Annotated in this window: 13 protein-coding genes; 1 reads left to right on the top strand and 12 read right to left on the bottom strand. The window is 70.4% G+C overall.

The genetic code is table 11. From position 1 onward, the window contains the following. Position 1: 1 nt before the first annotated feature. The 9 genes from OB2597_RS09465 to OB2597_RS09430 form a co-directional block, all read right to left on the bottom strand. Positions 2–286 (bottom strand): DUF2218 domain-containing protein, encoded by a 285-nt coding sequence (locus OB2597_RS09465; RefSeq protein ID WP_040609658.1) that lies wholly within the window; start codon positions 284–286, stop codon positions 2–4. Positions 287–326: 40 nt separating this feature from the next. After that, positions 327–1433 carry a TonB family protein gene (locus OB2597_RS09460; RefSeq protein ID WP_009805319.1) on the bottom strand — a complete coding sequence of 369 codons (1107 nt, stop codon included), beginning with the start codon at positions 1431–1433 and terminating at the stop codon, positions 327–329. Then, positions 1430–1816, bottom strand: a complete 387-nt coding sequence (locus tag OB2597_RS09455) for an ExbD/TolR family protein (protein WP_009805318.1) — start codon at positions 1814–1816, stop codon at positions 1430–1432. The genes OB2597_RS09460 and OB2597_RS09455 overlap by 4 nt, the downstream gene beginning before the upstream one ends. Next, positions 1813–2193: an ExbD/TolR family protein gene (locus OB2597_RS09450; RefSeq protein ID WP_148234710.1), complete on the bottom strand. Its 381-nt coding sequence runs from the start codon at positions 2191–2193 to the stop codon at positions 1813–1815. The genes OB2597_RS09455 and OB2597_RS09450 overlap by 4 nt, the downstream gene beginning before the upstream one ends. Continuing rightward, the gene (locus OB2597_RS09445; RefSeq protein WP_009805316.1) at positions 2186–2836 is read right to left on the bottom strand and encodes a MotA/TolQ/ExbB proton channel family protein; all 651 of its coding nucleotides are present in this window, start codon (positions 2834–2836) and stop codon (positions 2186–2188) included. Before OB2597_RS09445 ends, OB2597_RS09450 begins: the two co-directional genes overlap by 8 nt. Continuing rightward, positions 2833–3303 (bottom strand): hypothetical protein, encoded by a 471-nt coding sequence (locus tag OB2597_RS09440; protein WP_009805315.1) that lies wholly within the window; start codon positions 3301–3303, stop codon positions 2833–2835. Before OB2597_RS09440 ends, OB2597_RS09445 begins: the two co-directional genes overlap by 4 nt. A 98-nt stretch (positions 3304–3401) precedes the next feature. Next, positions 3402–3575, bottom strand: coding sequence for a hemin uptake protein HemP (hemP, locus tag OB2597_RS21450; RefSeq protein WP_009805314.1), 174 nt, complete (start codon positions 3573–3575; stop codon positions 3402–3404). A 267-nt stretch (positions 3576–3842) separates the two neighbouring features. Continuing rightward, on the bottom strand, positions 3843–4877 hold the full coding sequence (locus OB2597_RS09435) for a sodium:calcium antiporter (protein WP_009805313.1): 1035 nt from the start codon (positions 4875–4877) through the stop codon (positions 3843–3845). Continuing rightward, complete coding sequence (locus OB2597_RS09430; RefSeq protein ID WP_009805312.1) at positions 4874–7348, bottom strand: vitamin K epoxide reductase family protein; 2475 nt, start codon at positions 7346–7348, stop codon at positions 4874–4876. Before OB2597_RS09430 ends, OB2597_RS09435 begins: the two co-directional genes overlap by 4 nt. Before the next feature lie 523 nt (positions 7349–7871). Between OB2597_RS09430 and OB2597_RS20940 the strand changes: the two genes are divergently transcribed. After that, a complete protein-coding gene (locus OB2597_RS20940) occupies positions 7872–9005 on the top strand; it encodes a sensor histidine kinase (RefSeq protein ID WP_009805310.1) in 1134 nt (377 codons plus the stop codon). Positions 9006–9142: 137 nt separating this feature from the next. On the opposite strand, the gene OB2597_RS20935 is transcribed toward OB2597_RS20940, so the two are convergent. Genes OB2597_RS20935 through OB2597_RS09405 form a run of 3 tightly spaced genes read right to left on the bottom strand, consistent with a single transcriptional unit; the run spans position 9143 to position 12829 of the window. Then, positions 9143–10114, bottom strand: a complete 972-nt coding sequence (locus OB2597_RS20935; protein ID WP_009805309.1) for a helix-turn-helix transcriptional regulator — start codon at positions 10112–10114, stop codon at positions 9143–9145. A 23-nt stretch (positions 10115–10137) separates the two neighbouring features. Continuing rightward, a complete protein-coding gene (locus OB2597_RS09410; protein ID WP_009805308.1) occupies positions 10138–12372 on the bottom strand; it encodes a xanthine dehydrogenase family protein molybdopterin-binding subunit in 2235 nt (744 codons plus the stop codon). Further along, positions 12365–12829 (bottom strand): (2Fe-2S)-binding protein, encoded by a 465-nt coding sequence (locus OB2597_RS09405; RefSeq protein ID WP_009805307.1) that lies wholly within the window; start codon positions 12827–12829, stop codon positions 12365–12367. The genes OB2597_RS09410 and OB2597_RS09405 overlap by 8 nt, the downstream gene beginning before the upstream one ends. Positions 12830–13258 lie beyond the last annotated feature (429 nt).

Genomic DNA, 13258 nt, shown 5'->3' with positions numbered 1-13258 from the left:
TTCAGTCCGCCCGCCAGTCCATGCCCTGGCAGTCCTCGCGGAAGGCGAAGCGCTTGAGGTGATCGTCGACGATGAACCGGGCGCGTTCCAGCCCCGGATCGTCCTCGGCCGAGACGGTCACGGTCAGCGCCTCGTCGGAGGCGGCCAGCGTCGCTTCGCCCGAAGGCAGGGCGGCCTTGCCCTTCCGGTCGTCGTAGTCCACCGCGATCTTGTGTTCGAAATGCTTGCAGAGCTGCTGAAGATACCGCGAGGCATTTGGGGTCCGGAAGGTTCCGGTCTGCGTCATCGTCATGTCATTTTCCCTTCTTGTTGTGTCCGGGGCGGTCCTACCGCCAGATGACCTGTGTCGAGAAATTCCGCTGCGCACCACTGGGCGGGCGCGGGAACGGGGCGGCGGACCGGACGACCTGCAACGCCGCCTGGTCCACCCGGGACGAGCCCGAACTGCTGAGGATCCGCGCGCCCGAGAGACGGCCGTTCGCGGCGATGCTGAAGGCGACGGTGGCGGTGCCGCGCGTCCGGATGTTCGGTTTCCGCGCGCGCGAGAGCTTGCGCATGACCAGGCCGGGATAGTTGCTGGCCGCGGCGTTGCCGGCCTCCTGCGCGCGGCCGCCGCTGCCGCTCGAACGCGCCTGCGCCTGTTCCTGACCCGAGGCCTGGCCGGCGCGGGCGTTCTGCGCGGCATTGCCGGGGGCCGAGGGCTGCGCGGTCTGCCGCGCGGGCCGGGCGGGTTTCGGCGCGGGGCGGGGCTCGGCTGTCTCGAGGCTTTCCGGCCTGCGGGCGGGCCGCTTGGAGACGGGCGGCGCGGTGGTGTCCCGCGTCGTTCCGGTGATCCGTTCGGCAGGGGCGGCACGCGTGGCGGACAGGGGTTCAGGTCTGGGGGCGAGGGCGGCGGACTGCACCGGCGCCTGGGCCGGTTGCACGGACTCGGCGGGGGCTTCGGGCGTGGCCTCGGCGCGGTCTGTGGCCTCTGCCTGCGATGCGGCGAGGGGCAGGGCGCCTTCGGGCGTGAGGGGGATCGCGGGCGTCTGCGGATCGGGCCGGGCCGGGGGTGAGGCCGGAACCCGTTCGGCCGTCGTCCGCTCGGTCGCGACGGGCTGCTCCGCCTCGACCGGTTCGGCGGTGGCGGGCCGGGCCGCGTCGGGCGCCTGCGTCTCGACGGGATCGGGCGGGGTTTCGCGCGCGACGGTGTCGGGCTGCGCGGCCTCGATCCGGTCGGGCGTCTCTCGCTCGGTCTCGCGTTCGGCGGCGTCGGGGGCGATGGTGCCCGTGGCGAGGTCCTCGAAGGCATTGCCGAGGCGGACCTCGGAGGCGCCGCTCGCCCCCTCCATGCGTGTTTCCTCCCTATGCATCAGGGCCAGGGCCATGGCCCCGTGGGCCACGACCGCGACAGAGAGGGCGGCGATCTTGGCGGTGCGGGACGAGCGGGTCATTCCAGGCCCCGTTCGGTGACCACCACCACCTTGCCCGCCCCGGCGGCGCGCAGCGTGCGACCGATCTCGACCAGGCGGGAGGCGGGGAGGTCGCGGTCGGGCACGAGGCGTATGACGGCGCGGTCCGTCTCGGGCAGGGTGGAGAGGACCGCGCCGGCCTCGGAGATGTCGCTGCCGCGCCAGCTCATGCGGCCATCGGCGTGGATCACCAGCGCATCGGGCGGCGCCGCGCCTTCCAGTTCGGACGTGCGGACCAGCGTCAGCCCCTTGTCCAGAGGTCGTGCCAGGGTGCCGGTCACCAGGAAGAAGATCAGCATCAGGAAGACGATGTTGATCAGCGCGATGGTGGGTTCGCGTTGCGATTTGGCGCGCTTGCGGATCATGCGGCCCCCAGCACGGTCACCTGCAGGCCGGGCACGGCCCGCAGCGCGACGAGGAGATCGGTCAGGCGCTGCGACGTGACCTCGCCCCCGAGCGAGACTAGAACCGGCAGGTCGGCCCCCTCCTGCCGCTGCGTGTCCAGCGTCGCGGGCAGGTCGGCGAGGGTGTTCTCGGTGCCGTTCACGGTCAGCGTCCCGGGGGTGAGGCGCAGAAAGACCGGCCGCGCATCGGAGAGGCCCGCGCCGGCGCCCGCCGCGGCCAGCTCGACCTCGGCAAAGCGGGTAAAGGTCGAGGACAGCATGAAGAAGAGCAGCAGAAGAAAGATGACGTCGATCAGCGACGTCATCGACAGCCTGCGCCGTGCCTTGGGTCTACGCATGGAGGGGCTGCGCCCCGTCCGGCGCGTGCTCCGCCCGGCCCGAAGGGGCGAGGATCGTGCGCAGCGCGGTCTGGGCGAGCACGCGGTCGGCGTCCATCCGCGCCTCGAACCAGCTCAGCACCAAGGCGGTCGGCATGGCCACGGCAAGACCGACGGCGGTGGTCAGCAGCGCGACCCAGATGCCGCCCGCAAGGACCGAAGGGTCGACCTGCGAGCCGGCCTCCTGCATGGCCTGGAAGGCCGAGATCATGCCGAGAACCGTTCCGAAGAGACCCAGCAGGGGCGCCAGCTGCGCCACGGAATCGAGCAGCCGGAAGCCGCTTTCCAGCCGGGCGAACCGGGCCTCGGCCTCGGCCTCGAGCCGGGGGGCGTCGGACTGTCCGTCGAGCGCCATGGCCACGACCGGGCGCAGGTAGCTGGTGGAGCGGTCGAGATGGCCCCGCGCGCCCGCCCGCTCGCCCGCGTCCCAGGCGCGGATCGCGTCGCGCAGCGCCCGGTGACGGCCGACGCCCGATGCGGCGAACTGCCAGAGCTTGTAGAGCACCACAGTCAGGACGAGGATGGAGAGGGCGCCGAGGATCAGAACCACCGGACCGCCCAGTTCGGCGATGCGGAAGATGGCGGATTGCAGCGTCTCGATCATCCGATGATCTCCGCCTCGGTCCGGCTGTCGAGTTGCAGCCCGTCGGAACAGGCGGCCGCTTCGACACCCTCGCCCGTGCAGGTCTCGGCGCCGTTGATGAGCACGCGGCCCAGCCGGGCACAGTCGAGGCCCGGCACGAGGAACTGCCGCACGCGCGGACGGCTGGCAGGCAAGTCGCCGAAATCGAAGAGCGTCAACCGGTCGACCCGTCCCTCGGTGTCGAAGAGGACCGTCTCGAAGACCGCCTGCGCGATGTCGCGGTCGTGGCCGTTCCGGATGAGAAAGCTGATGCGGCAGGCGTCATCGACGGGGTCGAGCGCGTTCAGCTGAATGCTGAGATGTCCGCCGGTCTCGGCGGGCTGTTCCGCGGCGGGTTGGGCGGCGGATTGGGCGGCGGCGGGCTGGCTCATCAGGCCGATGGCGGCGACGAGGACCGGAAGGCTCCGGATGGCACGGGGGAATGACACGGGCGGTAATCTCATTTTGCTGCGGGCTCTCGGCTGGCGGAATCGATCGCGGGCGGCACCGGTCGCGCGGGGCGGTCCGGTGCGTCCGGCGCGGGGCGTCACTTGGTCAGGATCAGCTTTCCGGCGCGGGTGATCCGCAGGATGTAGGTCTGACCGCCCAGGACGATCTGGGCCTTCACGCCATTGGGGATCAGCGCTTCGGCGTCGTAGGTGACGGTTCCGTCCGCTTCGTTGCAGGACTCTGGCGCGGGTACGTGTTGCATCAGGCCCATTGCGCCCTCGCCATGACTTGGTCGGCCGTTCCGTTCGGGTCCGGTGTCATTCCGTTTCTCCATGTTTCTGACGTCCGGGCTGCCGCTTGGGGTGGCTGGGACCTGCACCGCCGAGGTGCGAATGCGAATATCCGAGCATTCGACTCGGATTTATGGCCCCGACTCTTTCAATGTCCGATCAAATTAGTCAAGTTTTCGATATGCGATCCCGGGTTTTCTTTTCCGCACCGGCGCCGCGCCGCACGGTTGGCGGGCGCATCGCACCGGTCACCGCATGCCGAAGAGCAGGGCGATGCCGCCGAGATAGACGATCGCCACGGCCAGCGAATCATGGCCGATGCCCGCGACCGCCGGGTCCCGTCGTTCCAGCAGGCCGGCCATGTAGATCGCCGTCACGAGGATGCCGAGCACGCCCGCCAGGATCGAGAAGCTGCCCGCCTCGCCCAGGACCGCGGGGCCGACATAGGCCAGGTCGACGACAAGGATCAGCGCGATGTCGAAAAGGTTGGTGCCCAGGATATCCGAGACCGCCATGACGTAACGTTTGAGCCGCATCGCCGAGACGACCGTCGAGACCTCGGGCAGCGAGGTGGCTATCGCCACGAAGACGGCGCCGAAGAAGCTCTGACCCAGTCCGGTCCGCTCGGCCAGCGTCTCGGCGGTGGACGAGAGCAGCCAGCCGGCGGCGAAGATCGCGGCGGCGACCCCCGCGGTGCGCAGGATCAGGCTCTTCTTGCCGAAGTCGGGCGTCTCGATGTCGGGCAGGTCCTCGGAGGGGGGTTCGCCGACCACCTTCCAGTCGAGCCGGCCCTGCGCCGACGACAGCAGGCGCAGCGAGACGAGGAAGACGGTGAAGATGCCCCAGCTCCAGAGGCCCGCGCCCAGAACCAGATGGTCGCCGACCGCGATGGCAGCCACCACCAGGGCCATGAGGATCACGCCCAGCGTGCCCTGCAGCAGCACCACCGGGTCCGGCACGGCCGTGGTCAGGGCGCCGCGCCGGTAAACCGCGTCGGCGAGCGCCAGGATCGCCACCTGCATGGTGAAGCCGCCCAGCAGGTTGTTCACCGCCAGCGGCCCGTTGCCGGCGAAGGCGGCACTGCCCGCCACGGCAATCTCGGGGAGCGAGGTGACGCCGCCCAGCAGAAGCACGCCCAGGGTCGCCTGGCCGATCCCGGTCCGGCGCGCGATGGCATCCGCCAGCCGCGACAGGCGCGTGCCGGCGATCCAGACCACCACGGCGGCGCCGAGAAACAGCGCCGCGCTGAGGCCGATCGGCAGGCTTTCGATCCAGCCGCTCATACGACCACGCGGGACCACGAGCCGTAGCTGTGGCGTACGGGGCCGCGCGGGATGCTGGCGATCATCAGCGCGATGCCGGCGGCGATGTCGGCCCCGCTCTGAAGCCAGGTCGCCTCCATCACGAAGGCGCAGATCACCAGCGCGGCGCCGAGGCAGATGTTGAGGAACCGCGCCGCGCGGATGCTCTCGGCCATGGCGCTGACGGCGATCGTGACGGCGAGCGCGCCGATCAGGTGGTCGGTATCCGCCAGCATCCCCTCGGTGCCCAGCGTCAGCCGCGTGAACATCAGCCAGACGCCGATCGCGATGCTGGCCAGCAGGCCCCAGGTGACGCTGACGCCACCGCCGAGCATGTCGCGCACCACCGCGAGGGGGCGCCGTTCGAAACTCTCGTCCGTCCGGTCGTCCGGCCCCTCGTCCGTGTCGCCGGTCAGGAAGACCCGCAGCAGCGGCGCGCCCGCGCGCTTGCGGCGGCGCAGGAACTGGCAGGTGGCGATCAGCTCGTCCACCGCATAGGGGATCTGGATCAGCATGGCGGCGGCGGTGATCAGGCAGAGCGTGCACCAGGTGCCCAGCAGGATCGGCTGGATCACGATGAAGGTGATCGAGACGACCCCCAGGGGCACGATCATGATGCCGAAGATCAGCACCAGCCAGGGCATGGTCCGCCAACGCCGAGCCGAGCCGATGAAGCCGATCAGGATCTCCAGCAGATAGGTCAGCGCGCCCAGGCCCGCGTCCGGAACCGGCCAGGCCTCGGAGATGTCCGAGGTGATGATTTCCTCGGTGCCGTTCTGCGGGTCCTGGGCGCTGCCGGCGAAGAACGGCTCCCATACCCCGTCGACATGCCCCATCTGGTAGGCCGCGAGATAGCGCGACACGAAGAGCCCGATGAAGGCCAGTCCGATGACCGGCATCCGCTGCGTCCAGTCCGAGGGGGAATAGTCCCAGCCCGGCGGCACGGTCGGCCCCGTCGTGGCCGCCATGGTTCCGACGCCGGGTGCGGGCCGGACACAGACGGCGAGGGCGAAGATCAGCGCCCCGGCGAGCGTGCCGTTCAGGTAGGCCGCCGCGCTTTCGGTCCAGAAGATCAGCGGCGCGGTCATGATCCAGGCCGCCACCGCGGCGACGCCCCACCTGACCAGCGCCGCGCGCCAGGAGAGCGCGATAAAGCTGCCGATCATCACCAGAAGGCCGGCGGCCACGTCGCTGACGGTCATCCAGGTCGCGCCGCCATAGCCCAGGATGACCGGCGCGGTCATCATCCACCCGCCCAGGCCGATGTTCAGGAACTGCGCCCATACATTCCGCGCATGTGCGGTGCGGAACTCCTCCTCGCGGCGGCTGCGCAGGGCTTCGGGATCGCCGCGTTCTTCCGCGACCTGAAGCCAGTGGGGTTTCGTCAGGCCGTTGGCCTCGTACCAGCCAGCGGGATCGGCCTTCAGGTTGGCGATCATCGCGGGCAGGGTCTCGCGCAGGCTGTGACGGGGGGACCACCCCAGCAGGTCGGCCGCGCGCGAGGTGTCGAGCTCGTAGTGATCGTCGGCCATGCGGATCATGAACGGCTTGATAAAGGGCTCCTCGCCCTGGTCGAAGGCGTCCGGCACCACCGGCTCGGCCTTGACCTGGGCCCAGGCACCGGCGGCGGCGATCGGCTTGGGAACCGACAGGGTCTGCCAGTCCTCGGTGCCGTGGATCAGCCAGGCGATGCGGCGCTGCAGGGCGTCATAGCCCATGGCCTCGGATTCGCCGATCAGGATCGTCACCTCCTCGGGCAGGTCCGAGCGGCGGTCCACGGTGCGGGCGAAGGCCTCCAGCATGTCCTCGCGGTGAAGGAAGGACTGGCCGGTCGAGAGATCGCCGGAATAGGCGTGCCCCTTGGGATCGCGTTCGTAGATCCGGCGGATCTGTTCGGCCAGCGTGGGAACGGCGGCGTGCTCGTCGTAGAGCCCGGCGAGATGCAGCAGCGCATAGGGGATGCCGCCGTGCTCGTCGCGGATCACCTCTTCGGTGCGCGCCTTCGAGATGGGATAGGCCCAGGCGGGGTCGATCGGGGTCTCTTCGTCGATGGGCATCCCCGGCGCGCCGGGGCGATGGACCAGCATGGTGCCGGAATAGATGAACCGGTCGACGCGGAAGCGACCGAGCGCGCGCAGCAGGTTGCGCGTGCCTTCGACATTGACCTTGTCGTAAAGCGGGCTTTCCTCGCCCGAAAAGTCGAAATAGGCGGCCAGATGGATGACGGCGGCGATGTGGTCGCCATGCGTGTCCCGGATCGTTTCCAGGGCAGCGTCGACCGACTCCGGGTCGGTGATGTCGCACCCTATGATCCCTTCGCCTTCGTCGAGGTCCAGCCCCATCACCTCGTAATCGCCCGCAAGGCGTCGGGTCAGCGCCGAGCCGAGGCTGCCCCCCGCGCCGGTGACGACGATCAGCGGTTTCGAGGATGCTTCGGTGTCGCCGGTCACCATCCGGCGGCCTTTCCGTCCGGAATCGCGGCGGCGGACGGTCGCGCTCCGATTGCTCTCTGATCGCTCATCATGCCCTCGGTCCTGGTCAAATACTGCAGGGCCAACACCGCAACCGGCGGCATGTTCCAGAATGGCCGTGCCTGCGGCCCCTGCAATGGCACGCCGGCCCGCCGGGCAGAGCGGGCGACACTCCCGCGCGACCGCTGCTCGCAGGCCGCGCCGTTCGGGCCGGTCCGCGCCGCCCTGGCCGAACGGCAGGATCGGTCGTGATGAGGCGGACTGCCTGGTGCGGAATGGCCGGAAAGGTGCAAGGCCGACCGTGGCCTTCCTTGCGAAACGACGCCTGGCCGATAGGCCGGTACAAGCCCGCCGCCGGGTCCAGATCGCATGCGTGGGCCGCCGCCCCCGGGCGGGCTGCAGACCGGCTCGCCATGCGACCGCGGAACGCACAGGCGGGATGTGGCCTGTTGCCCGGCTTTGTCCTAGGGTGGCGCGCGATTCCGGTGGCGCGAAAGGACATTGCTTGGCTAACGAATACGAGGCCCAACGTGCGGCGCTTGCCGATTTCGGGCTGTTCGCTTTCCGGTGCGGGGACCTCGACGAACTGTTGACCCGCGCGGCAGAACTCGTGTCCGAGGCGCTCGGGGTCGAACTCGTCAAGGTGCTGGAGCACCGGCCGGAACAGGGCGACTTCCTGCTCCGCGCCGGCGTGAACTGGGCGCCCGGCGTCGTGGGCCATGTGACCTTTGCCGACCACGAGAACTCGCCAGCCGGCTACGCGCTGCTTTCGGGCGAGCCGGTCGTGTCCCGCGACGTCGACACCGAGACCCGGTTCCAGATCCCGGAGGTTCTTCTCCGCCACAACGTGAAGAGCATGATCAACGTCATCATCGTCGGCGAGGAGGACCCGTTCGGCGTGCTCGAGGTGGATGCGCAGGGGCGCTGCGATTTCGGGCAGGGCGAGATCGCGTTTCTCAGAACCTATGCCAACCTGCTCGCCGCGGCGATCGAACGGATGCGCCAGCACGAGGCACTTGAGCGACAGGCGCGGGAGCAGTCCATTCTCGCACGCGAGCTCGGGCACCGGGTGACGAACGTCCTGAGCCTGGTGCAGGCGCTGGCCAAGCAGACCTCTGCCGACAGCCGCTCGGCAGTGGACTTCCGGGACGAGTTCCTGGGCCGTCTCCGTGCCCTGTCGGCGGCCGAGAGCCTCGTTTTCGAGGACCGCGGCGAAAACGTCGACCTGCGCCGGATCGCAGAGGATGTGGTTGCGCCGCATCGACAGGCCCGCGCCGAGGCGATCGCCCTCGCGGGACCGGCCGTCGGTCTTTCCGCGCAGCAGGGCCGCATGATCGGGCTGGCCTTGCACGAACTGGCCACCAATGCCGCGAAACATGGCGCGCTCTCGGTTCCGGAGGGCCGCGTCGAACTGGAATGGCACCGCGAGGAGGGGGCAGGCCAGCCACGCATCGTGCTGCACTGGCAGGAATTCGACGGCCCCCGGGTGGCGCCGCCGGAACAGCGCGGCTTCGGGTCCCGCCTGCTGGAGACGATCGTGGGGGCCGAACTGGGTGGCGAAGTGAACCTCGATCACCATCCGGAGGGGGTGGCTTATCGCCTCGTCTTTCCCTGCGGTGAGGCCCCGCAGTCGCTCTGACATCACAGGTTGGATTGCGGAGCGGGCCCTTTGCCGGGTGTGCCCCCGGTCGTCCGCCCCGGAGCGATCGGGGCGACCCGGCACCCGCACCGGGCTTGGCGCCTCCGCACCGGGTAGAGGCGCTCATGCAGGTGCCGCTAATTCTTCGGAGGGGCGGCGGCCTGCAGGTTACGATAGGTGCTGGGGCTCATTCCCATCACGGCGCGGAAATCCCGGCTCAGATGCGCGCTGTCTGAATAGCCTGCGCAGAAGGCGACCGCCGTGACGCTCAGATCGCCCGAGGACAGCAGACGGCACGCTTCTTCCACGCGGATCAGGCGCGTGAGGCGCGACACGGGGAACCCGGCCCCGCCGAGACGGCGCTGGAGCGTGCGCACGGAGAGCGCGGTCTCGGACGCGAGGTCGCCGAGGCTCCATCGCTGTCCCGGATCGCGTGCCAGCAGCGCCGCCACCCGGCGCAGCGTTCCGGCCTCTGCCGGGGCCTGTGCGAGGACCGGGAGGCAGGCCCGGCCGAGGTTGTCCGGCGGCCCGGGCTCGCCCTTCTGCCAGCTCAGGCGCCAGTGCGCGGTGTCCAGCCCCGCGAGCGAGGCGGGGAAGGCGAACCGGCCCCCCTTGCGGAGGCACCATTCGCCCCCGTCGACCCGGCGCATGTGACAGGTCACGCCGTGGCAGCCGATGCCCTCGACAAGGGCGACGATCAGGCCGCAGATGAAGAGGCTCTCGGTATCGGTCGGCGCCGAGCCGTCCACCGCGGTGCGGCGACAGAGCGCGACGCCCTCGCGCGGTCGCGTGATCTCCAGCCGGTTGGTCGAGTGCCCGAACCGTTCGAAACGGCCCCATTTGTCGAAGAGCACGCCGGGCGTGGCCGACCGGAGCGCCGCGGCCCAGATCGGGTGATAGGCGATGTGATCCAGCATCCCGCCCACTTCTGCCGGCGCGAAGGGACCCGAGACGCGCACGACGCGTGCCAGCAGGTCGCGCTTGGTCTCGGGGGGCACACGGCCCTCGCGCAGCGCGTCCACCCGGGATGCGCCGGCGGCTCCCGGTGCGGTGCGGTCCAGCCAGGCCCGGATCAGGGTGACGAGGCTCGCGGAGGCGAAATCCTGCACGGCGCAGTTCCTTGCATGGTCGTTCACGGCTCAGGAAACACATCTTCGGCCCTCAGGGGCAAGCGCCGGATGCGCTGTCCCGTGGCGGCATGAACCGCGTTCGCGATCGCCGGCGCAACCGCGACGAGGGCGGATTCCCCCGCGCCCGCCGGAGGCTCTTCCGAGGGGACCAGTTCGATCTCGACCTCCGGACAGTCCTCGTTGCGCATGATCTCGTAGGTGTCGAAGTTGTCCTGCGCAATGCGCGTGCCCTCGAGGGTCAGCCGTTCCCTCAGCACCATGCCGCAGCCCCAGACGATGTTGCCCATGACCATGGCCCGGACCTGGTCGGGGTTCACTACGCGCCCGCAGTCCTGGACGCACCAGACCTTGCGGACCCGAACCTCGCGCCGCGCGGGAACGGTCTCCACCTCGGCGACGGCGGCCACGTGGGTCATCCCCTTGTAACTGCCGCAGGCGATGCCCCGCGCCGTCGCGGATGTCGCGCGGCCCGTGCCCTTCCGCCAGCCGGAGAGCGCCGCGACCCGGTTCAGCACATGGGCCAGCCGCTCCTGTCCGGGTGCGAAGTTCCGCAGCCGGAACGCGCAGGGGTCCATCGCCGCGGCTTCGGCCAGTTCGTCCATGACGCATTCGGTGACGAAGGTGTTGGGTCCCGCCCCGAGGCCGCGCCAGGGGCCGAAGGGGACGGGGGTCCGGATGTCGGAATACCGGATGCGCCGGGTCGCCGCGGCATAGGGATGGACCGCGCCGCGGGCCGTGCCGGCATCGCTTGAGAACCGGTCGATCCCCGCCGCGATCACCCGGCTGAGCCCGCCGCCAAGCGCAGAGACCGGCCCGGTGGTGATCGGAGCGGAAACGAAATCCTGCTTCCACGAGGTCAGTCTGCCCTCGGCCGTCACACGGGCCGAGACACGATGCGCGAAGGGCGGCTGCATGTAGCCGTTGCGGAACTCGTCCTCCCGGCTCCATTGCACGCGCACGGGCCGGCCGACAGCCGCCGAGAGCCGCGCCGCCTGCTCGGCCGCGCCGCAGGCCACCCGTCCGCCGAAGGCGCCCCCCATGCGCTGCGGGTGGATGACGACACTCTCCGTCGCGCGCCCCAGAAGCGATGCGATCCGGGCCCGGACGAAATAGGGATCCTGGGTCCCGCACCAGATCTCTACCTTGTCCGCACGCACATCCGCCACGGCCGCGCGCGGCTCCATCGCGGCGTGGGCCGCCATGGCCGTGGTGAACATGGCCGAGGCGGCCCGGTCGTCCGGCGCGTCCGTCCTGTCGTCGCTGCCCTCATCGACCAGGACGTGTTCGAAGTCCCCGGCCTTGCGCAGCCGCGCGAGATCCACCTCGCGTAGCAGGTCCTTTCCTTCCGCGCCGGCCGGCTCGGCCCATCGCGCTCCCAGGGCCTCGAGCGCCCTGACGAGAAGGAAGGGATCGTGCGCGACCACCCCGGCGAAGTCCGCCCCGGTGTCGACCACGGCGTCGATCACGCCGGGCAGGCTGCGCGCGGCAAGGCGATCGCCCCCCTGCAGGCGCGCGCCGAGAGACGGGGGATGCGCCACGGCACCGTAAAGCATCCCCTCGCGCGCCACGTCCCGGCTGTAGATCGCCCGCCCGGTCACGATATCCTCGAGCTCGGGATGCGCCCAGGCGGCGCCGACGGCCGACGCTGTGCCGTCGCGCGCCGGGTCGTCCCGGGGCGGCGGGCCCGCGTCGGCATCGAGCACGAGGGGATCGCCCGAGACCAGCGCCGCGTAGGGGACATGGGCGCCGTCCGGCCTTGTGAAGCCACCCATTGCCGGCGCCAGGTCCCCGGGGGCGAGAGCTTCTGCCGCGGCCGCGCGGTCCCTCAGGTGCTCGCGCAGGAGGGCCGCCGCGCGCGAAACGGGGCCGAAGAAGAGACGCAGGCTGTCGCTCCCCACCGTCAGCATGCAGGGCGGCACCTGCGAGGTGTCGGGGCGTACCAGTTCCACCTCTTGCTGCGTCAGGATCAATTCCCCGGCCACGACCTGCGACAGGCCCAGCCCCGCACCCTGTCCCATCTCGGCGCGCGGACAGAAGAAGCGGACGCGGCCGTCCGGCAGCATCTGGATCCAGGTCAGCGCCTCGTCCGGCTCGGGGCCGGCCAGGGTGGGCATGGCCGGAACGGCGCCACGCGCCGACCACGCGGCGGCGGCCACCGCGACACCCGCGGCGGCCCAGCCGGTGAGCCGCAGGAGGCGGCGGCGGCCCGGATCGGCCAGCGTGCGTCCGTCAGTCATGCCGCGCCTCCCTTGCGGCGCGCGCCACGGCGGCCCGGATGCGGGGATAGGTCCCGCAGCGGCACAGGTTGCCCTGCATCGCCTGACGTATCTCGGCATCGGAAGGCTGCGGCACCTCCTGGATGAAGGCCGCCGCGGTCATGATCTGCCCGGGCTGGCAATAGCCGCACTGGGGAACGCGTTCCGCCATCCACGCCCGCTGGACGGGATGCAGCCGGTCTTTGCCGGCGAGCCCCTCGATCGTGCGGACCGAGGCGCCCGCGACCGAGGCGGGGGTCATCTGGCATGAGCGGGTCGCCACGCCGTCCACATGGATCGTGCAGGCCCCGCACAGGCCGGCTCCACAGCCGAACTTGGTGCCCTTCAGTCCGAGGTGGTCACGTATGACATCCAGCAAGGGCGCATGCTGCAGCCTGTCGGGCAGCGCGACCGTTTCGCCGTTGATCTCGAGTTCCATGATCTCTCTCCTTGTTCCGGAGAAGAGACTGCGCGTGAATCGCTCCCGGCGCTTGAACGATCGCGCCAGATTGTGCCGCTTGCCCCGCCGCCTCCGCGACGCGGCCACGGTGCGATTCATCCTCGGGTGCCGCTGTCACCCGACGGACCCTGCCGACAGCCCTTCCTGCACTCCGCGATGCCTCTTCCGGCAAAGATGCCGCGAGACGTATCGGGGGCCGGCAGCGCGCCAGGACGAGAACGGCGACGCATCTTTGGTTTGCCAGTGCATCGCCGGCTGATCGGGGCCCTCGGGGTGGATGCGGTCCTCTATATGCTATGAACCCGGGACCATTCCCGCCTCGATCTGCGATCGCCAGGTTTGAAGCCGCGGACACGTGCTGTTATGAGCCTCGCACCGGGACTACCAATCCGGTCCCGGGCCCTTATG

It is taken from the genome of Pseudooceanicola batsensis HTCC2597 (assembly GCF_000152725.1).
Classification (GTDB): domain Bacteria; phylum Pseudomonadota; class Alphaproteobacteria; order Rhodobacterales; family Rhodobacteraceae; genus Pseudooceanicola; species Pseudooceanicola batsensis.
The sequence above is the reverse complement of the archived record's forward strand: the minus strand, read 5'-3'. Positions and strand labels throughout refer to the sequence as shown.

Excerpts from the sequence above, each read along its gene's own strand:
- OB2597_RS09465 (WP_040609658.1), bottom strand. The coding sequence starts at position 286 with ATGACGCAGACCGGAACCTTCCGGACCCCAAATGCCTCGCGGTATCTT.
- OB2597_RS09460 (WP_009805319.1), bottom strand. The coding sequence starts at position 1,433 with ATGACCCGCTCGTCCCGCACCGCCAAGATCGCCGCCCTCTCTGTCGCG.
- OB2597_RS09455 (WP_009805318.1), bottom strand. The coding sequence starts at position 1,816 with ATGATCCGCAAGCGCGCCAAATCGCAACGCGAACCCACCATCGCGCTG.
- OB2597_RS09450 (WP_148234710.1), bottom strand. The coding sequence starts at position 2,193 with ATGCGTAGACCCAAGGCACGGCGCAGGCTGTCGATGACGTCGCTGATC.
- OB2597_RS09445 (WP_009805316.1), bottom strand. The coding sequence starts at position 2,836 with ATGATCGAGACGCTGCAATCCGCCATCTTCCGCATCGCCGAACTGGGC.
- hemP (WP_009805314.1), bottom strand. The coding sequence starts at position 3,575 with ATGGGCCTGATGCAACACGTACCCGCGCCAGAGTCCTGCAACGAAGCG.
- OB2597_RS09435 (WP_009805313.1), bottom strand. The coding sequence starts at position 4,877 with ATGAGCGGCTGGATCGAAAGCCTGCCGATCGGCCTCAGCGCGGCGCTG.
- OB2597_RS09430 (WP_009805312.1), bottom strand. The coding sequence starts at position 7,348 with ATGGTGACCGGCGACACCGAAGCATCCTCGAAACCGCTGATCGTCGTC.
- OB2597_RS09410 (WP_009805308.1), bottom strand. The coding sequence starts at position 12,372 with ATGACTGACGGACGCACGCTGGCCGATCCGGGCCGCCGCCGCCTCCTG.
- OB2597_RS09405 (WP_009805307.1), bottom strand. The coding sequence starts at position 12,829 with ATGGAACTCGAGATCAACGGCGAAACGGTCGCGCTGCCCGACAGGCTG.